This is a genomic window from Niallia oryzisoli, from assembly GCF_043641075.1.
GTDB lineage: Bacteria > Bacillota > Bacilli > Bacillales > Cytobacillaceae > Bacillus_BD > Bacillus_BD oryzisoli_A.
Genome location: NZ_JBHZRC010000001.1, coordinates 193,600 through 211,747, shown reverse-complemented (window position 1 = coordinate 211,747; position 18,148 = coordinate 193,600). Strand labels below are relative to the sequence as shown.

Here is an 18,148-nt window from a genome sequence, read left to right as displayed (position 1 = left end):
ATGTGGTCCTAAACATACACTTATAATGGTATTTCGCAGATGGTAAAATCTAAAAAAGCCCCATACAATTAGTTTGTACAGGGCTTAATAAAGCAATACCAAATAAAAATGCAATACCAAATAAACGTTAGTATGTACTCATTTTTAACGTGTGTGATTCATGTCCTTCTCCCATCCAGACTTTCACTGTCGGCTTTGGAATTTCACCAAATCCACCGTTTCCATTACTGAAACCGGGTCACGGACTAAGAGGCATTGCCTCATCACCGCCGGTTGGGAATTTCACCCAGCCCCGAAGGATTCCTTTATTAAATTAATATTATAGTATCATAGTTCAAAATAGGAGACAATGTAGAACTTTCAATTAAATAACTATTTTTGTTAAACCTTTGTGTCAAAATACTAAAATACTAACTTATTGTGTTAATTAATGGATTCCTCTATAGTCAATGGTTACCATACTTATACATACTAATGAAAAGTGAAAACAGCTGTAAAATCTCAATGTCAGTCAATTTCTCATCTATCGTAAGAATCGGGGTATTTGTATGAACAAAGCGCTCCCCCCATTCTAACGGCATCCACCCTGTTTGAATATTGGCAAGGAGAACTCCCTCTGATGAATGAAATGAATAATCCTGCAGACTGCTCTGTTTAACTACAATACTTTTTGTCTCAAAAAAATACTCTTTATTTTTCCCGTTTTTCGCTTTATAAATAACAGCTAGTTCTTGATTAACTGGTGAAGTAATGATAATTCTGTCCTTTAAATCATGATAAAATACAATTGGCTCGTCTTGAAAATCATACAGCCCATACTTTTTCGTAAATAGTCTATCAATAAAATTGGGTAGAAACCATCTTATCAGTAAAAAAGATTGGTCTCTTATTTCTCCTGCCTTCATTCCGGTGGGTGTAAAGAAAAGTAGTCTTAGTGAAGGTGCCGGTAAAAATGTTAATAATAATTCTCTATCAAACAAATTTTTACTGGAGAGTTCGACGCGTGGTATCGAAAGCTTTACAGTTTTTGCTCGTTTTTGATATAAAAGAAACTTTTGATAACAGAAAAAACTATAAATAAGGAATGGAATGACTAATAGTAAAAGATGATAGGTTTTTGAAATAAAAATTGCATAAATGAGTAATGCAATAGATGGGATGAAGGCAGCGAGACTTGCATTTAATGAGGCTGCTGCTGATTGCTGATAAAATTGTTGGATATTCATTATAATACTCCTTGTCCTAATTATCACCCGTATTTGAAACCCGCTATTACAATTCTATTTTTTCAATCCTATAAATATGAAAAATAAATATATGAAAAAAACTGCCTTAGCAAGGCAGTTTTTTTACTATTTTAACGAATTAGGCGAAAGACAAACGGAATTCTGTATGTGTCTCCTTCATATGCCTTTACAGCTGCAATGATCGTAAACACAAACACGTAAACTCCAACAAGCCAGATCGTTAGTATTCCAATCAATACGATCATGAGAATAATACTGACAACTGTATAGACTGTATACGAAATTAAAAAGTTAAAATATTCCTTCCCATGATAATCAATAAAGGCTGAATCATCTTTTTTAATTAACCAAATAATAAGCGGCCCAATAAAAATAGTAAAGAAACTCGCAACATAAAGTATTGCTGCTAATACTCTTTCTTCTTGTGATGGCATTTCCATCTTCCCCTCTCTTTTTATTTATTTACTATCGGCAATTCATACGTCCATAAACTACGATTTAAAAGATTTCCCAACTATATTACGTTCTCATATCAGAAAGGATTCATCTTTTTATCCTTCGGATACGCTTAATTGTTCTTGATTTAGTGATTGTGAATATATTTGAGATAGACAACCTTATCTATGCATATTCACTAAGTAAGAAATGAATTGAGGGTGATTGATTCATGATGTCTAAAATAGAAGCTTTTATTTTAGGATTGATTCAAGGATTAACTGAATTTTTACCCATTTCCAGTACGGGACATTTGTACTTGGGAAGACATTTATTTGGTCTGGATGAAGCAGGACTTTTCCTCGATACAATGCTACATGTTGGGACATTATTGGCTGTACTTGTCGTTTATAAGGATGAGCTGGTTCAAATTCTGAAAAAACCGTTTGGACATCTGTCTATGCTACTGGTCATTGGAACAATCCCAGCAGTCATTGTCGGACTCTTGTTAAACGATTTCTTTGATTCAATTTCAGAAACAGGTGTTACGATTGGCTGGGAATTTTTATTTACCGGTGTCATACTTTGGATGGCTGACGGCGTTAAACAGGGCGGCAAGAAAATGGAACAAATCAGCTATAAGGATGCTTTATTTATAGGGACATTTCAGGCGGCTGCAATTTTCCCTGCTGTCTCCAGATCAGGTTTAACTGTAGCGGCAGGATTATTTAGAAAACTCAACCGAGAAACAGCAGCATGGTTTTCATTTTTATTATCTATTCCAGCGATCGCGGGCGGAATTATTTTTCAGGTTGGTGAATTAGCATCCGGACATGTTGAAGCAATTTCCTTCAGCGCCTTATTAGTAGCAACACTGGCTTCAGCATTATTTGGTTACGCTGCAATCGTATGGATGATTAAATATTTGCAAAAAAACTCGTTAAAAGTATTTGCCGTATACGTATGGATTTTAGGCTTCATTATTCTAGCTTTACAGCTCACAGGTACTTTTTAACTCATATTTCTAACCAAATAGCTGTTTGCTACATATACTATTGAGATGAAAATCCTATTGACTATTCATTTCTTAATAGGCAAATCCAATACATTGAGGTTCTCACAATGACTAGTAAGATAATTCTATTAAAAAACGCCCATATCCACCCAATCACAGCATCTCCCTTCTTCGGGGATGTATCGATTGAAAACGGTAAAATAAAGCGAATTGCAGCACAGCTGCCAATAGGTTCAGATACAAAAATTGTAGAATGCAGCGGGCTTTGGCTATTACCTGGTTTTATTGATGTTCATACACATCTCGGTTTGTATAATGAGGGGATCGGTTGGCCCGGCAATGATGCAAATGAAACAAGCGGTCTATTAAACCCCCATCTGCGAGCAATCGATGGTGTGAACCCTTTTGATCCCGCTTTTCTAGATGCTGTTAAAGCAGGCATTACGACCGTCCATGTAATGCCTGGCAGCTCTACTATTATCGGTGGAACAACTGCTGTCATAAAAACAAGAGGGACTAATATAAAGAAAATGATCTTACAGGAACCAGCAGGTCTAAAAATTGCCCTTGGTGAGAATCCCAAACGGGTTCACAGTCACGGAAAAAATGACTCGATCACACGAATGGGCATTATGGGTATGCTGCGCGAAATTTTTTATGAAGCACAATATTGCGATTATCCTGATATGCTCCGTTTCTCCCCTATATTAAAAGCCATAAAGAAGGAAATTCCTGTACGAATACATGCTCATCGTGCAGATGATATACTCTCCGCCATTCGCTTTGCAGATGAATTTGATCTCGATTTACGTATTGAACATTGTACAGAAGGCCACCTGATTGTAAAGGAACTAACAGGTTTGAATCTAAAAGTATCGGTTGGTCCCACTTTAACCCGCAAATCCAAAGTTGAACTCGCGAACAAAACATGGGAGACCTATCCCATCTTAATGCAAAAAGATATAGAAGTTTCCCTCACAACAGACCATCCATATATACCCATTCATTATTTAAATATCTGTGCAGCTATTGCTGTTCGGGAAGGCCTTTCTGAACAGCAGGCATTGGAAGCTATTACTATTTTACCCGCCCGTAATTTAAGGCTTGATCATAAAATCGGCAGCATTGAAACTGGAAAGGATGCTGACCTTGTACTTTGGTCGCACCCACCCTTTCATTTCATGGCCAAACCAAAATGGACAATGATCGACGGTGAATTCGCTTTTCTAGCTAAAGAATGAATTGCTGTCAAAAATTGTCCATAAACTTTCATGATAATTTACAAAAACTACATTTTCTTTTTTAATTTTTTTATGTAAAATACGATTAGATATGTTACTTATTTATACAAATAAGTTGTTTATCAAAGGAGACGATTTTAGCAAACATCTGTGACGATTTTGCTTACTTTACGTTCAAAAAATCATATTGTGTTTAAGTAATTGGGAAGGCAAATGGTGCGCCACCAGTCAAACTGGTTCTAGTGGGTTCGATTCCCACCCCGAAATTTTTTAGTAAGATTATAAAAAATTTCGAGGGTGGGCTGTAACTCTTTGTCATGGAGTAAAACTGCCCTCAAATGGAGGGAATAACTGTGCTAAAGAAACGCGAACTACATGAATGCCATGAATTATATGACTTGATGACACATCCAGATGTCTTCCCTTTTGTGCGTCATAAAGCTGCATCCTACGAGGAATTTTTATTTATAACAAAGCAGATGATTGAGGCTGAAGAACGTGGTGAGCTAATATCAAGAACCATTTTAGATGATTGGGGCTCACCTATTGGAACCATCAGTTTATACGATATACAGGAAAATGCAGGATTCTTAGGAACATGGCTCGGTAAGGGCTATCACGGAAAAGGATATAACCAGCGTGCAAAAGCTGCCTTCTTTGAAGAACTGTTCTATGAGCTTAACATAGAAACCGTCTTTATGCGCATCCGCACAGAAAATATCCGCTCTCAAAAAGCCGCTGAAAAACTTCCCTACACCATCAATGCTCAAGAATCCCGTAAATCCCTTTTTGAACAATTAAACTCTACTGGAAACATTTTTAAATTATACGAAATCCCTAAGGATCTTTATACATTACACACGAAAAGACAAACAATCGAGGATACTCATAGGTTGGAAGCATAGCATCAACTATTTTATTCAAACATACTTCTTGGACACAAAAAATACGGGTGTATCAGCTAGTTACAGCACTTTTTCAATACAAGCGGTTTGACCTTAATTGGGTCGGCCGCTTTTTATCTTTTCCGCTCGCTAGCATCCTCAATCGTAATTCCTTACCTCTTACTAACTATTGTGGTATAATTTAGTTTTGTAGCTAATGAGAGAAACAGAGGAAGAATGATGATTATAACAAAAAGTAAAAAACAAAAATTACATCAATTATTTATTATATTAATCCCTATCTTCATAACGCAGCTTGGAATGTTTTCTATGAATTTCTTTGATACAACCATGTCCGGTCACTATAGTTCCAATGATCTTGCTGGAGTGGCAATTGGATCGTCTTTATGGGTCCCTATCTCAACTGGCTTAACAGGGATTTTAATTAGCATTACACCCATTGTTTCACAGTTGATTGGCGCTAAACAACAGAAAGATGTCAGTCAGACAGTCATTCAAGGATTATATGTTGCCGTTATAATGGCTGTATGTATCATTGTGATAGGATTCCTAGCATTGGAACCTTTATTAAACAGAATGAGCCTTGATCCCAACGTTGAAAAAGTTGCATTTGAGTATTTATCAGCATTAAGTTTTGGAATTATTCCTTTATTTATGTACAATGCCATTCGTGCATTCATTGATGCACTTGGCAAAACTCGTGTGTCGATGTTCATTACTTTATCTGCCTTACCGATTAATATCGTCTTAAACTATTTACTGATATTTGGTAAAGCAGGATTTCCTGAACTAGGCGGAGTGGGGACAGGATATGCAACTACAATCACCTATTGGGTATTATTGCTGATAGCTATCTTGATTGTTCATAAGGAAATGCCTTTTTCGAGCTATAGCATTTTTCGAGGCTCCTATCAAATAATAAAGTCTAAAATAATAGAGATCCTTAAAATCGGTGTTCCGATTGGACTTTCCATCTTTTTTGAGACAAGTATTTTTTCAGCTGTAACACTGTTTATGAGTGAATTCGACACAATTACCATTGCGTCACATCAAGTTGCAATGAATTTTGCTTCCTTGCTCTATATGATTCCTTTAAGCATTTCTATGACCCTGACTATATTAGTTGGATTTGAAATTGGGGCAAAACGCTACCAGGATGCCAAGCAATATAGCTTACTTGGTATTGGTGTTGCCATTCTGATGGCATGTATTTGCGGGATTATCATCCTTGCATTCAGAACAGAAGTCGCAGGTCTCTACTCGAAGGATCCGGAAGTTATTCAATTGTCCGTTCATTTCTTATTATTTGCTCTTTTCTTCCAGTTATCGGATGCTATCCAAGCTCCTATACAAGGAGCGCTGCGTGGCTATAAAGATGTTAATACAACGTTTTATATGTCGTTCCTATCCTATTGGATTATCGGCCTGCCATTTGGATTTTTACTAGCCAAATATACAGAATTAGGACCATATGGTTATTGGATTGGGCTAATTGTCGGTTTAGCTGTTGGTGCGCTTAGCCTTTTAGGGAGACTTCTCTATATTCAGAGAAAAAAATTCGTGTACAGAAAGGCTCGTGCTAGTTAGGTCCTGCGCAATCCATTATAACGATGAAAACCACGCACTGGTTTACATTTAATAACAGTGTGTGGTTTTTTTTAACCCTCTGCACTATTCTGCATACTATATTTTTAGTAAGAATTGATATAGATTGGACCTTTTCTGCTAATAAATTAACAATGTGTAATATGAAGGAAGGATGAATCCAATGTTTCCATGGAATTTATTTCCCTTTGACAAAGAGGTACAGTCAAAAGTAAAGAATATGAAGCCTGAAGAGATAAATCAATTTGTGCAAAATATAATGGGTAAAGTATTTCAGCCGTCTTTTCCAAACAATATGAACCCACAGGAAATGATGAAGCATTTTCAGGGATTTCCTTATACTCAAACAGATGTCCCGGCTAAAGGGAACTCCAAAATTAACTATTCTGTATTCGAAACCCATGACAATATATTTGTTCGGATAATCCTTGACTCTGAAGACTGGTTAACAAGACTAAAGCTCTCCCACACGTCACATTTGCTTTTATTAGAAAATATCCCTGAGCAAGGGAATAAACACTCGATTCCACTGCCGTCCTTGGTGAAGAAAAAAGGGACCACAGCTAACTTTAAAGATAATACGCTTGAAATAAAAATTCCAAAGGACATTGATACACATTATTCTGAAATAAATGTGACTGAACTACTTTAACATCTCCTCTTGAAGGGCCAAGACTCATAATGTTTATAAGGAGAGAACAGTATGAATCCAGAAAAACTAAAACAATGGTTTGCTTTAACACAGCAATTTCAACAGGATCAATTTTGGAATCAGGTCCTTGACCTTGATACGCTTGCAAAAGAAGGAAAAATGAATTTTGAAAAAAATTTCATCAAAAACAACGATACCTTTCCACCATGTGACCTATACCAAAAAGATCATCTTCTCATTCTCGAATTAGAGCTTCCAGGTTTAACCACGGATGATATCCAAGTTTCATTATCCCAGGGCAATGTAGTTATTCAAGGAAGCTATTATACATTGAAAACAGGCAGTAATTATTTTATTAAGGAACGAGTAAGCAAAGCATTTAAAAAAGAAATTGCGCTCCCCTTCCCCGTCATAAAGCCATCTATTCGCCATACATTTCAAAACGGTCTTTTCACACTAATTTTACCTATTCAAATAGATGATGCTAAAGAAATCCCAATTAAGATTAATAAAGAGACTGAAAATTAAAAGGAACAGACTCCATAAGAGACTGTTCTTTTTCTCAATTTCTTATCAGCAATGTATCGTTTTGATTACTCCATAATTGTTGAAGTAATACTATCTTCCGGATCGCTCGGCGTACCGATAACGAATTCCTTTTTAGGCATGCTATGCATATTTTCAGCTGTTACATGCGAATATATATAATAGGTTCCTTCAACGGTAAATGTTTTTTCCAGTTTAAAAACACCATTACCGATATGCTCTGGTATGATTTTCTCATGATTTTCATCGTTAGCACGCCAAATCTCAAAATCGATTGAATTAGGCTCTGTTACTTTTTTATCGCCATAGGTTACCTTTGCTTCAAATGTAACTGGCTCATCAATATTTCCCTGCTCAGGGTTCACACTTAGTTTTACATCTAAAAATTGAGGCTCCACTTCCTCACTTTCCTTACTGCCTGTACACGCAGTAAGGAAAACTAATACAATAAGCAATACTACAGATAATTTCGTTTTCATTTTCCAATTCCCCTATCACAAATTAATACGCTCCTGTTAATCTATTAGCATCGGAAGATAAATATCAACCGTCGTTCCCTTTCTCACTTCACTGCTAATTTTTACATGTCCGCCATGCAGTATAACCAGCTTATCAACAATCGCAAGACCTAGACCTGTCCCCCCATCAGAACGAGTTCTTGCTTTATTCACACGATAAAAGCGCTGCTTAATTTTATTGATATCCTCGGCAGGGATCCCTTTACCTGTATCTTGAATCGAAATGCAGCATTCAGCCCCTGATTTTTTTAGTTCAATTTTTATACCGCCTTTTTCTGTATAGCGAATAGCATTGTCCATCACATTAAGTACTATTTGTTCAATCCGTCCCTCATCACCATTAATAATAATCTCTGGATCTAAATCTAATTGAAATTCGAGTCCCTTTTCTTTCATGACATGACCATATTTTTCTGTTGCTTCTTCAATAAGCTGTGCCAGCGGCAGCGGTATTTTGACAAGCTGAGATTCATATTCATCACTGTCAAGCTTGGATAAATCAAGCAGATCACCAACTAAGCGTTCCATTCGGCCTGCTTCACGATGAATCAAGTGCAAATATTGCTTCTTATCCTCTTTATTCTGTACAAGTCCCATAAGAAGTGCATCACTGTAGCCCTTCACATAGCTGATAGGTGTTCTTAATTCATGTGAAACATTTGCGAGAAACTCCTTTTTTCGTTCATCTTCCTTTTGAATGGATTCTGCCATATGATTAAAGGCTGCAGCTAATTCACCTATCTCATCTTTCGAATGAACGGTAAGTCTCGTTAAGTAGTTCCCATTAGAAACATGAATGGCTGCCTGCTTCATCTCAGAAAGAGGATCTGTTAACTTCTGAATCACTTTGATCCCGACATATAATGCGATTATGAGAAATAAGACAGCAGAAATAAACCAAAGATAAGCAAATTCCTTTGTCAGCTCTGTAATCTTCGCAAGCGGCATATACATATAAATAATTCCTTCTAGGCGCTCTCCATCCAATAATGGAATAATAACTGAAATAATCTTACGGTCAAATCTTTCTTCATAGCCGACCTTTTCAATTGCATCTCCCGCAAGTAATTGCGCTCGCTCTTCGGCACCAATTAACGCATGTGTTTCCATCTCAAAAGGTAAACAAGCGCTCAATTCCTTTGGATTATTAACAACAAACACTTCAGCTTCTGTTTTTGAATTATACCACTCCATTTTATTTTTCCATTCGTCAGTTAATGCGCCTCCTGTGTAGTCAGCTGCTAATCGATTTCCTTCTTTTAATAGAGCGGTTTCAATATTTTCAACATATAATTTCTCATAAAAAAAGTATGATAAAAAATAGGAGTACAGGATCGTTATAAGAATGGCTGCAGAAATGGATATCCATAGCTTTTTTGCCAAACTATGTGAAAATGGTTTCATGTTTCTTTTACCTCAAATTTATAACCTATTCCCCAAACCGTTTGAATATAGTCTGCAAGTCCAAGTTTCATTCGAAGTGTTTTGATATGGGTATCTACAGTGCGCAAACTGCCAATATAGTCCATACCCCAGACTTTTTCTAAAAGCTGCTCTCTACTTAACGCCTGATGCTGATGTTCTATTAAAAATAATAGCAATTCATATTCCTTTAATGTCAACGGAACAACATTGTTATCTACCATCACTGTCCTTGCATGCTGATTGAGGGTAATAGTACCAATTTTTTGCAAATCTTCCTGTTGATGCTGTTGATTAAAGCGGCGTAATACAGCTTGGATTCTTGCCACCATTTCACCAGGACTGAATGGTTTGACAATATAGTCGTCACCTCCTAATTGGAAAGCTCGAACTTTATCCCATTCTTCCCCCTTTGCAGAAAGAAAAATAATAGGTATATCATAGTTTTTAAGAATCGTTTGACATACTTGAAAGCCGTCTTCTTCAGGCATCATAATATCAAGTAATATTAAATCAATTGTTTCTTCCTGAAGGACTTTATAGGCTGCATTTCCACCTTCTGCTTGAATGCATTCAAAGCCTGAATTTTCAAGATACATTTGCGTTAAATGACGCATGTCTTCTTCATCATCAATTAATAAGATTCGATATTTCGTCATTTTGTTACCTCTCCCTTACAATCAGTTGAAAAGGGCCTTCTCCCACATTTACCTTTTGTATTATTTTTAGATTTATAGGGTTAATAAAGTAGATTTCATCACTGTCATAGCCAGCAGCAATCAGATCATTTTGATAGACAACTAGTTCAAATGGATTTGCGCCAATTTTAATTGACATGACCTGCTCGCCTGTCTCTGTTAATTTATACAGCATATTTGAACCATGACTGAGAACAAAAATATATTCTTTCCATTTCGCAAAGTTTATCGGCATCATCGGTGCATAATAGGTATTGATTAGATTTCCGGAGGTCAAATCATATACATGGATATTCGATTCTATGTCTGTTCCTACTCCATGTCCACCAATCCATAGCTCATTCCTTTCTTCTAACAATAAGCCCCCAGCAGCATACGGATGAATTCTAATATCATCCTGTTTAGCTTTTTCCTTTACATTAATAACCGTAAGTACTTCAGAGCTAATATTTAATACGAACAGCTTATTATGACTTTCTAAAATGGTAAACGGCTTAGCGTTCGTCGAAATAGCGAAAAGCTCTTTCCCCTTTAACGAAAAAAATCGTGCTAGATTTCGTTCTTGGTCTGCAAATACGATTTCCTTTTCATTTTTTAAGACATACGCATTTACTATTCCTTTACCTGTCTGCCAGCTTGACAGTTGTGTACCTGTAGATAAAGAATATAGATCAACCGTATCGATCTGTTTCCCATATAGCAGCAAGGTATTTCCATCGGGGAATAGCATTCCGCCCGAATAGGGTTTTTCCATTTCCCATTGCTGTAATTTCTTTTTCCCAGCTGCATCAATAAAGGAAATGGTTGAATCTTTAATATTAATACTTATGATTAGATCCTTATCATTCGGTATTGGTTGATATTCTTTATTTGAACAGGCTGCTAGAATGAATAACAGGATGATGAAAACGCTGATTACTTTTTTCATGCTATAGCTCCTGACTCTATTTTATCCTAGCATTATATAAATAACTTGTGAGAAAACTGTGAAATTTCTCTTATTAATTATAGCAATTTATTCAAATCATCAATTGATGCAAGATGTAAACGAATGAATTGATCATTATTTCAACGCATATTATGACTATCTACTCCTATTTTTACATAAATAAAAAACTATTTGCAAAAAATAAATCTAATGATATTTGGAAGGGAGATTCTAATGACAACACCATATCGCTGTCCAAATTGCAAAACAAATAAAAGCCGTTTTAATTTGATTAGGCAAGTACCGCAATCCGTGAAAATGGACCCAAGCACTGGCGGGATACTTGAAGAATATTCAAATGAGAATTTAAGTGCATTTCATATGCCCTACCGGGGACCAGAATTAAGAGTACAATGTGCTGCCTGTGGATTAATTGAGGATGAAAGGACCTTTGTTAAATTCGGTGAAATGAAATAGCTATTTCATTCCCTTCTTGTTTTAAAAAGCGAAAAGCCTAAACAATGCTTTTATCAAACATGGTTTAGGCTTTAACGCTTTTTCTATCATCAGGCTGCTTTACTTTTCTTCCATCGCTGTGAGTTGTGCTGCAAGTACGTTCCAGTCCATTTCCTCCCCGATAAACACGAGATTTAACGGCATGTTCATATATTCCTTCATATAAAGAGGCATACCATAGGAATATTGAAAAAGATACGGATAGCTGTTTTCTGCAAACTTCACATAGCCTTTAATGCGATAGATTGTATCCGGCATTGATTTAAGAAAATTTTCGAAGTCATCCAGAATAATATGACGTTTAAAATGATAAACAAACGTTCGCAAATGGAGATCGATATGAACGTGGTTCTTCTTTTCATTTGAAAAGCCTATCTTCCTCACTTCTTGAATGGGAACCTTCGAATAGGTCGTTAAAATAGTAAATGCATGATGATTGATCATTGAAATATCCATGCTAATTTTTGCTTGCTCTTCCTCACTTAACATATCTGTTTTATTCACTACTAATAAATTAGCATGCTTGACCTGCTCTGTGAGTAATTGTTGAATTTGAGGACTAAGCTTTTTTCGGTCAAGCCAGCGTTTACTATCCACCGTTGTAATAATCCCTTTAAAGTCAATTTTTTCTGCGAATATCGGTGATACTACCGCATCTAGCACTTCAACAGGATGTGCAGCACCTGTCGCCTCAATATAAATAACCTCCGGATTACTCTCTACTAGCAGCCCTTGCAGCTGTGCCTCCAGCTTGTCCGAAATGGTACAGCAAATACAGCCGTCTAATAATTCTTTTAAAGGGACATCATCCTGAACAGCATCAGAATCTATCGAAACACTGCCAAGTTCATTCATTAATACAGCTACTTTTCGGCCAGCCTGTTTTTCCTGCTGCAATAGATTTTTTAGTAATGTGGTCTTCCCGCTACCAAGAAAACCAGATAATAAGTAGATTTCTGTTTTATTCATGTTAGGACCTCCAATTGTCTAACTCCATGACTGCCTAGACCCACAAAAAACTCTCCAATTGGAGAGTTTTTTAGTTATTGTGCTATCTTTCCTTTTAATACTTCAACTGCTTTTACTATCTGTGTATCATTTGCTTTAATTTGTTCACGCAGCCCCTCCATTAATGCAGTCGTTGAGCTTCCGGTTAAAATACCAGTTGCTTCAATCCCTTTCGCATTTTGGAAGTTTTTTACTGCTTCTTCTGTTTTTTCATCAAAGAAACCATCTTCCCTGCCTGGTTCATAGCCTAGAGCCTTTAGCATTTGTTGAGCTGTTTTTACTTCAGAAGATGAAGAGGATATTTTAAGTTCTGTTTCTGGGTTTATTAATGTTAAGGATGCATAATCAGGTAATGCTACTTCAATATCTGGTTTAATTCCTTTCTTATGAATCCAATTACCCTTTGGCGTTAACCATTTTTCAGTTGTAAATTTCAAATTAGAGCCATCACTGAAATCCTGCGCCTTTTGAACGGTACCCTTCCCAAACGTTGTTTCACCGACAAGTGTAGCGTTGCCAGATTCTTTAACCGCTGCAGCTAGTATTTCCGATGCGCTTGCACTACCTTTATCAGTCACCACTACTAATGGAACACCTGGATTTTCTTTGGTTTTCGAGGATTTCATTTCTTGTTTATTCCCATCACGATCCTCTACTTGGACAACAACCTCATTATCAGGAAGGAATAAACTTGAAATCGCTATGGCTTGGTCTAATAAGCCTCCCGGATTTTGTCTTAAATCAAGTATTAAACCTTTCATCCCTTGATCCTTCATAGTTTGTAAGGTACTAACAAGTTCTTTTGCTGTATTTTCAGAGAAGGAGGTAATCTGTACTTTTGCAATTCCGTCTTCTAGCATTTCTCCGTAAACTGTTTCAATCGGAATTGTATCTCTTACAATTGGAACTTCCATCAGGTCTTCGACACCAGGACGTTGTATGGATAACTTAACGGTTGTCCCCTTTTCACCGCGAATTAATAGAACGGCTTCTGTAGCACTCATTCCTTGAATGCTTTTTCCATCAACGCTAATTACTTTATCATTTGGTTTTAGGCCTGCTTTTTCAGCAGGGGAGTCCTTTATTGGGGAAACGATTGTAATATTACCATCCTGTTCCTGAATTTCCGCTCCAATTCCTTCAAATGATGACGAAATACTCTCATGAAACCCTTTTGCTTCCTCTGAATCCATATAGTCAGAATATGGATCATCAAGAGATTCTACCATTCCATTGATTGCGCCGTTAATCATTTTTTCTTGATCTACTTTTTCATAATAATTATTTTTCAACGTATCAAATGCTGCATACAACTTGTCAAATTCACTTCGATTAGCAGCTACCGTTACAGCCTTTTCATCTCCAAAAGCTAATGCAACGGTTGTAATACCAGCTGAGAGAAAGACAACAAAAAATAGCAGCATGATAAAATGAAATCTTTTCATGCGAATAAACCCGGATTTTTGTTCCTGAGTTTCTTTGTTTACATTTTCATTTTCCAACCACGTTCACCACTTTCATGATTCAAACTAACAACCTGTTAGACAGGCTCATTCATTCCTTACTTTTTAGAATAACATTTTTATAATGATTTTAACAAAAAAAATGAACAATCTTCAAAAAAGCGATGTTTTTGTAATTCGGTATCCCACCGAATACAACAGCACCCGATTACATGACAGCAATCGTTATATTTTCTTCACTTTATTAAAGTACTCTTCAAGTGTTAAGTCGTTCTCATATATTTCAGCAGCCGCTTTTACTCCTACATAACGATAATGCCATGATTCATATTGATATTCTGTAATCCCTTCTTTTCCACTTGGATAGCGAAGAATGAATCCAAAACGATGTGCGTTTTCATGCAGCCATTTACCTTCTACTGTTTCACCGAATTCCTCTGACAGAGCGAAACCGGCACTTTCACTGGAAATATCCATCGAAAGACCTGTCTGGTGTTCACTAAAGCCTGGAACCGCTACTGCCTGGACAGCAAGCTCCTCACCCACTCTACTCACCTCCGCATCAAATACCTGCTGTTGTCTGTCAAATGAGCGATATCCGGATACAGCAAAAAGTTGGATCCCATTGTTTGCTGCATCTCCAAACATCCTTTCTAGCGCATCTGCTGCCTCTTTACGTAAATAACTTTTTTCAATATCTTGATCACCAAATGAAAAGGCAACGTTTGGCCGCACTAAATCATCTGGCGCATAACCATCTGGCAGAGCAAATTCCTTATTAACAAGAACCATTATATTAGTTGGATTTTGAATCACATTTTTACCGTTTATGACCGCAATATTATTAAAGTAATCGGACTCTAAAACGAATCCTTCAGAATTGTCCAGTTCACTATTACTAGCACTTTCAGTTACCTTATGTTCTTCTGAAGGTGCTTGCGCTTCCTGCTTAACTGTTTCCTGTTCGAGAAATGGAATACCATTACATCCCGTTAGAAGCACAAGACTGCCTATCGTTACTGCAAATTTCTTCATGTTAACCACCTTATCTTTTTAAAAACTTCATTCTTTATTCTATCATTTTTCCAACTAAATACGAGACTTAATTCATGGACGCAGTAGAATAGTGATGAAGTCCTATGAAGACAAAAAGAGCCGAACGGCTCTCTTCCAATAGGGCTTCCAATAATGAATTTTCTGCCATATTTGACCAAGCACTTTCATCTGCATGAAGATACCTTGTAGAGTTAATACTACTATTTGTAGCAACTTCCTAACCATATGTTAATTTCATTATTCAGGAGGATATTATGGGAAAAAAACATCGTAATCGCATTAATTCACCAAAGAAAAATAACCATATTCCACCAGAGGCCATTATTGCCGAGCAGGAAGCACATGGTAAAGAAAATAGGGCAACAGGCGGAAGAAAAAATAATCAATAAAGAAAAAAAGAGGGGGAACCCCCCTCTCTTTCATTAACAAACATGAATCCGATTTACTTCCACCCAGCCTCCTGGTTTTAATTGATAATAGTATTGGCCTTTTCTGCCCTCATCAATAAAGCAAATGTCTCCAGTGCCAACAAAACGGCCTTCAAAATCGGTTGGAATTCGATCGGTTATATTAAAACGAGAAAACACTTCATCCAAACAATCACTATGCGATATTCCTTCTATTTGGAGTCTGTATACCTGCTGATAGCCCTTTTTCTGTCTAAATATGGGTGTTTGAAAAATCGTTACATCGTATTCTTTTTTTCTTGTTCGTAATAATTCCAGCAACATTCTTATTTCCCCCCACATACTTTTCCAAATACTCATATAATTTTTTACTATAAGTATTAGCGAAAAGACGTGTCGATTCCTTTAAAGAATTTCTTCTATTTTTGTCGAATCCTATCTAATTTGGCTAATTTGCAAAAAAGATGGTGCTTCATGCACCATCTTTTGCTCGAATTACGAATACTTTTGTAAAAGAGATCGCAAACTTTGCGGTAATGTTGCTAAATCGCCAGTTGAAACTGACATGCGGACATTTGTTTCATCCATTTCAAGCGCTTCCGATAAAAAGCCACCTAATCCACGTGCTTTCCGATCGACCTGGAAATACAAATCAGCTGTATTATTTGACGTAGGTAGAAAAACCAGTTCAAGTTCATCCAGAAGTCCACGGAATGCACCAGAGGTTGGGACAAACTCAAACTCCTGTACAAATGGAGACTTAACACGTAGATGATATGGTGCTTGCTCACACTCTACTTCACGAAGGCGAAAACCTAATGATGTAATACTATTTAACACACCATCCAATAATGCACTTGGTTTAACATTTAAGTAATCCTTATCAGATGGATCAACAGCATTTTTGATATCAAGTCCAGTTGCCACCCATACCTTCGCTTTGCCCATGGATACGGGGGTTTCTAACGGCAACCGAAAAGAGAATGGAATTTCACGAGTTTCCTTAGCTGCGACAGTAAAGCCAGATGCTAAGCGTATACGCTCAATTACTGCGGTTACATAATATTTTTTATCATCTGATTCCTTACTATATTGCGTGTTCACAGAAAGATAAATATCATCAATTTGCTGTTCAACATTTCCACCGCGAATCTCAACAACTCCTTTGATCTCTTCACCAGGAAATACTCGATCCCTCTCAAGCTTTGTATCGACGGTTGCCGCACCAATTCCAACACTTGCTAACACCTTATTAAAAAATGACATTTTCTTTTTCCTCCCTTTATCAAGGCCTCTGAAACTTTTTTCTAAGAATGAATAATAGGTAAAACATCCTGTGCAATTTCACTGCAGGATTGATAGGGATCCTCGATGGCTAATAATTTTCGAATCACCTTTATTGCCTGAAAGGATAAACTCAATTCCTCCTCCCAGCTTTTTTCACGTTCATTTCCCTTTACATCATAGGTTGAATATAAAAGAAATAATAGAAAATGACCTAAAGCATAAAAATCACTCACCGGAGAAATAGCCCGTTTGATGTAATCGAGAGGCACTGCAGGCAGCTTATTTGTGTCATATCTCCGTGCAAGTCCAAAATCAATTAATCTTAAACGCTGTTGATCAAGCATGACATTTGGAATTCGGATGTCACGGTGAATAATACCATTCGAATGAAGCCAATCAATCATTTGCAGCAATTCATAGCCGATTTGAAATGATTCAGCTTCACTGTATGCCTTTCCTTCTTCAAAAATTAATTCCTCAAATGTCTTGCCATTTACATATTCCATCGTAAAAAAAGGTTTTCCGTTATATTCTCCCTTTTCAAAAAATTGCGGAAAGTATGGGTGCTGGATTTCTTTAAGCAGCTGCTGCTCGTGTTCAAAGGCCAGTCTTCCTGATTTCTTCAACCTTCTGTGCATACGTAAAAATTTTAAAACAGCCTCACTTTGTTTCTTTTTATCATAGACTAAATAGCTGCTTCCGTAGCTTCCTCTGCCAAGAAACTTGACAATTTCATACCTTGATGTAATGACCGAACCAATTGTTATTTTTTTTTCAAGTAAATTTACTGCGAATAAAAATGCACCTTTAAACATGAATGACTCTTCCTTTATCTCGTGCCGTAGCTTATTTATTATTAACTGCTAAAAAAACTGCTCCTGCTCGAGAAAAAACTGCTTTTACGGCTTTTTTTATAATATCCATGTCCCATATGTGAGTGGCGATGATGACTATGGCGTCTATACGCATTACTTGAACTGCTGTACTTTCGGTGCGATGACTGATTCAAGAGCGATTTCAGTATTTTTTTTAACATGTTGTTTCCTCCTTAAAAATCTTCTGTCTACTATACGATTCAAGCATAAATTAAGTTTCAACGATTCATGAAAAAAGAACAAAAATGACGAAACAATTGCTCGTCATTTTTGTCCTTTATCTATTTTCATGTTATTCAAAAAACCTAATAAAAGTCCCGTTGA

The 18,148-nt window shown here is 36.7% G+C and carries 20 protein-coding genes and 1 riboswitch; of the genes, 8 read left to right on the top strand and 12 right to left on the bottom strand.

Translation table 11 applies throughout. The features are described from left to right. Positions 1-159 precede the first annotated feature (159 nt). Positions 160-304, bottom strand: a riboswitch (FMN riboswitch). A gap of 142 nt (positions 305-446) precedes the next feature. Both ACHUFV_RS01105 and ACHUFV_RS01100 read right to left on the bottom strand, forming a co-directional pair. Next, the gene (locus tag ACHUFV_RS01105) at positions 447-1,226 is read right to left on the bottom strand and encodes a hypothetical protein (RefSeq protein ID WP_394231639.1); all 780 of its coding nucleotides are present in this window, start codon (positions 1,224-1,226) and stop codon (positions 447-449) included. A 131-nt stretch (positions 1,227-1,357) separates the two neighbouring features. Further along, on the bottom strand, positions 1,358-1,681 hold the full coding sequence (locus ACHUFV_RS01100) for a DUF4870 domain-containing protein (protein ID WP_394231637.1): 324 nt from the start codon (positions 1,679-1,681) through the stop codon (positions 1,358-1,360). 236 nt (positions 1,682-1,917) lie between these two features. Between ACHUFV_RS01100 and ACHUFV_RS01095 the strand changes: the two genes are divergently transcribed. From ACHUFV_RS01095 to ACHUFV_RS01070, 6 genes are all read left to right on the top strand, one after another. Continuing rightward, positions 1,918-2,697, top strand: coding sequence for an undecaprenyl-diphosphate phosphatase (locus ACHUFV_RS01095; protein ID WP_394233337.1), 780 nt, complete (start codon positions 1,918-1,920; stop codon positions 2,695-2,697). Between the two features lie 107 nt (positions 2,698-2,804). Continuing rightward, positions 2,805-3,938 carry an amidohydrolase gene (locus ACHUFV_RS01090; protein WP_394231635.1) on the top strand — a complete coding sequence of 378 codons (1,134 nt, stop codon included), beginning with the start codon at positions 2,805-2,807 and terminating at the stop codon, positions 3,936-3,938. 353 nt (positions 3,939-4,291) lie between these two features. Then, positions 4,292-4,843, top strand: a complete 552-nt coding sequence (locus ACHUFV_RS01085) for a GNAT family N-acetyltransferase (RefSeq protein WP_394231633.1) — start codon at positions 4,292-4,294, stop codon at positions 4,841-4,843. A 219-nt stretch (positions 4,844-5,062) separates the two neighbouring features. Next, complete coding sequence (locus tag ACHUFV_RS01080) at positions 5,063-6,430, top strand: MATE family efflux transporter (protein ID WP_394231631.1); 1,368 nt, start codon at positions 5,063-5,065, stop codon at positions 6,428-6,430. 181 nt (positions 6,431-6,611) lie between these two features. After that, on the top strand, positions 6,612-7,100 hold the full coding sequence (locus tag ACHUFV_RS01075; RefSeq protein ID WP_394231629.1) for an Hsp20/alpha crystallin family protein: 489 nt from the start codon (positions 6,612-6,614) through the stop codon (positions 7,098-7,100). 51 nt (positions 7,101-7,151) lie between these two features. Continuing rightward, on the top strand, positions 7,152-7,628 hold the full coding sequence (locus ACHUFV_RS01070; protein ID WP_394231627.1) for an Hsp20/alpha crystallin family protein: 477 nt from the start codon (positions 7,152-7,154) through the stop codon (positions 7,626-7,628). A gap of 65 nt (positions 7,629-7,693) precedes the next feature. Here ACHUFV_RS01070 and ACHUFV_RS01065 read toward each other — a convergent pair whose 3' ends face one another. The 4 genes from ACHUFV_RS01065 to ACHUFV_RS01050 are packed head-to-tail and all read right to left on the bottom strand — an operon-like array spanning position 7,694 to position 11,212. Further along, positions 7,694-8,125 carry a FixH family protein gene (locus tag ACHUFV_RS01065; RefSeq protein WP_394231625.1) on the bottom strand — a complete coding sequence of 144 codons (432 nt, stop codon included), beginning with the start codon at positions 8,123-8,125 and terminating at the stop codon, positions 7,694-7,696. Between the two features lie 36 nt (positions 8,126-8,161). Then, a complete protein-coding gene (locus tag ACHUFV_RS01060) occupies positions 8,162-9,568 on the bottom strand; it encodes a sensor histidine kinase (RefSeq protein WP_394231623.1) in 1,407 nt (468 codons plus the stop codon). After that, complete coding sequence (locus ACHUFV_RS01055) at positions 9,565-10,245, bottom strand: response regulator transcription factor (protein ID WP_394231621.1); 681 nt, start codon at positions 10,243-10,245, stop codon at positions 9,565-9,567. The genes ACHUFV_RS01060 and ACHUFV_RS01055 overlap by 4 nt, the downstream gene beginning before the upstream one ends. Positions 10,246-10,249: 4 nt before the next feature. Beyond that, the gene (locus tag ACHUFV_RS01050; RefSeq protein WP_394231619.1) at positions 10,250-11,212 is read right to left on the bottom strand and encodes a YncE family protein; all 963 of its coding nucleotides are present in this window, start codon (positions 11,210-11,212) and stop codon (positions 10,250-10,252) included. A gap of 234 nt (positions 11,213-11,446) precedes the next feature. On the opposite strand from ACHUFV_RS01050, the gene ACHUFV_RS01045 reads away from it, so the two are divergent. Next, on the top strand, positions 11,447-11,689 hold the full coding sequence (locus ACHUFV_RS01045) for a DNA alkylation repair protein (RefSeq protein ID WP_394231617.1): 243 nt from the start codon (positions 11,447-11,449) through the stop codon (positions 11,687-11,689). Between the two features lie 99 nt (positions 11,690-11,788). Here the strand turns inward: ACHUFV_RS01045 and ACHUFV_RS01040 are convergent, their stop codons facing one another. From ACHUFV_RS01040 to ACHUFV_RS01030, 3 genes are all read right to left on the bottom strand, one after another. Then, on the bottom strand, positions 11,789-12,697 hold the full coding sequence (locus ACHUFV_RS01040; RefSeq protein ID WP_394231615.1) for a CobW family GTP-binding protein: 909 nt from the start codon (positions 12,695-12,697) through the stop codon (positions 11,789-11,791). A 74-nt stretch (positions 12,698-12,771) separates the two neighbouring features. Beyond that, the gene (locus tag ACHUFV_RS01035) at positions 12,772-14,238 is read right to left on the bottom strand and encodes a lmo1851 family serine protease (RefSeq protein ID WP_463515149.1); all 1,467 of its coding nucleotides are present in this window, start codon (positions 14,236-14,238) and stop codon (positions 12,772-12,774) included. Positions 14,239-14,424: 186 nt separating this feature from the next. Continuing rightward, the gene (locus ACHUFV_RS01030; RefSeq protein ID WP_394231613.1) at positions 14,425-15,234 is read right to left on the bottom strand and encodes a M15 family metallopeptidase; all 810 of its coding nucleotides are present in this window, start codon (positions 15,232-15,234) and stop codon (positions 14,425-14,427) included. 275 nt (positions 15,235-15,509) lie between these two features. On the opposite strand from ACHUFV_RS01030, the gene ACHUFV_RS01025 reads away from it, so the two are divergent. Next, the gene (locus ACHUFV_RS01025; protein ID WP_394231611.1) at positions 15,510-15,644 is read left to right on the top strand and encodes a hypothetical protein; all 135 of its coding nucleotides are present in this window, start codon (positions 15,510-15,512) and stop codon (positions 15,642-15,644) included. A gap of 33 nt (positions 15,645-15,677) precedes the next feature. On the opposite strand, the gene ACHUFV_RS01020 is transcribed toward ACHUFV_RS01025, so the two are convergent. From ACHUFV_RS01020 to ACHUFV_RS01010, 3 genes are all read right to left on the bottom strand, one after another. Then, positions 15,678-15,986 carry a YodL domain-containing protein gene (locus ACHUFV_RS01020; protein ID WP_394231609.1) on the bottom strand — a complete coding sequence of 103 codons (309 nt, stop codon included), beginning with the start codon at positions 15,984-15,986 and terminating at the stop codon, positions 15,678-15,680. Positions 15,987-16,157: 171 nt separating this feature from the next. Further along, positions 16,158-16,928, bottom strand: a complete 771-nt coding sequence (locus ACHUFV_RS01015; RefSeq protein WP_394231607.1) for a sporulation protein — start codon at positions 16,926-16,928, stop codon at positions 16,158-16,160. A gap of 41 nt (positions 16,929-16,969) precedes the next feature. Continuing rightward, entirely contained in the window at positions 16,970-17,764 is a 795-nt protein-coding gene (locus tag ACHUFV_RS01010) for a serine/threonine protein kinase (RefSeq protein ID WP_394231605.1), read from the bottom strand. Between the last annotated feature and the right edge of the window lie 384 nt (positions 17,765-18,148).

What these genes read in the sequence shown, in the direction of transcription:
- ACHUFV_RS01105 (WP_394231639.1), bottom strand. Translation starts at nt 1,226, where the DNA reads ATGAATATCCAACAATTTTATCAGCAATCAGCAGCAGCCTCATTAAAT.
- ACHUFV_RS01100 (WP_394231637.1), bottom strand. Translation starts at nt 1,681, where the DNA reads ATGCCATCACAAGAAGAAAGAGTATTAGCAGCAATACTTTATGTTGCG.
- ACHUFV_RS01095 (WP_394233337.1), top strand. Translation starts at nt 1,918, where the DNA reads ATGTCTAAAATAGAAGCTTTTATTTTAGGATTGATTCAAGGATTAACT.
- ACHUFV_RS01090 (WP_394231635.1), top strand. Translation starts at nt 2,805, where the DNA reads ATGACTAGTAAGATAATTCTATTAAAAAACGCCCATATCCACCCAATC.
- ACHUFV_RS01080 (WP_394231631.1), top strand. Translation starts at nt 5,063, where the DNA reads ATGATTATAACAAAAAGTAAAAAACAAAAATTACATCAATTATTTATT.
- ACHUFV_RS01075 (WP_394231629.1), top strand. Translation starts at nt 6,612, where the DNA reads ATGTTTCCATGGAATTTATTTCCCTTTGACAAAGAGGTACAGTCAAAA.
- ACHUFV_RS01070 (WP_394231627.1), top strand. Translation starts at nt 7,152, where the DNA reads ATGAATCCAGAAAAACTAAAACAATGGTTTGCTTTAACACAGCAATTT.
- ACHUFV_RS01065 (WP_394231625.1), bottom strand. Translation starts at nt 8,125, where the DNA reads ATGAAAACGAAATTATCTGTAGTATTGCTTATTGTATTAGTTTTCCTT.
- ACHUFV_RS01060 (WP_394231623.1), bottom strand. Translation starts at nt 9,568, where the DNA reads ATGAAACCATTTTCACATAGTTTGGCAAAAAAGCTATGGATATCCATT.
- ACHUFV_RS01055 (WP_394231621.1), bottom strand. Translation starts at nt 10,245, where the DNA reads ATGACGAAATATCGAATCTTATTAATTGATGATGAAGAAGACATGCGT.
- ACHUFV_RS01050 (WP_394231619.1), bottom strand. Translation starts at nt 11,212, where the DNA reads ATGAAAAAAGTAATCAGCGTTTTCATCATCCTGTTATTCATTCTAGCA.
- ACHUFV_RS01045 (WP_394231617.1), top strand. Translation starts at nt 11,447, where the DNA reads ATGACAACACCATATCGCTGTCCAAATTGCAAAACAAATAAAAGCCGT.
- ACHUFV_RS01040 (WP_394231615.1), bottom strand. Translation starts at nt 12,697, where the DNA reads ATGAATAAAACAGAAATCTACTTATTATCTGGTTTTCTTGGTAGCGGG.
- ACHUFV_RS01030 (WP_394231613.1), bottom strand. Translation starts at nt 15,234, where the DNA reads ATGAAGAAATTTGCAGTAACGATAGGCAGTCTTGTGCTTCTAACGGGA.
- ACHUFV_RS01025 (WP_394231611.1), top strand. Translation starts at nt 15,510, where the DNA reads ATGGGAAAAAAACATCGTAATCGCATTAATTCACCAAAGAAAAATAAC.
- ACHUFV_RS01020 (WP_394231609.1), bottom strand. Translation starts at nt 15,986, where the DNA reads ATGTTGCTGGAATTATTACGAACAAGAAAAAAAGAATACGATGTAACG.
- ACHUFV_RS01015 (WP_394231607.1), bottom strand. Translation starts at nt 16,928, where the DNA reads ATGTCATTTTTTAATAAGGTGTTAGCAAGTGTTGGAATTGGTGCGGCA.
- ACHUFV_RS01010 (WP_394231605.1), bottom strand. Translation starts at nt 17,764, where the DNA reads ATGTTTAAAGGTGCATTTTTATTCGCAGTAAATTTACTTGAAAAAAAA.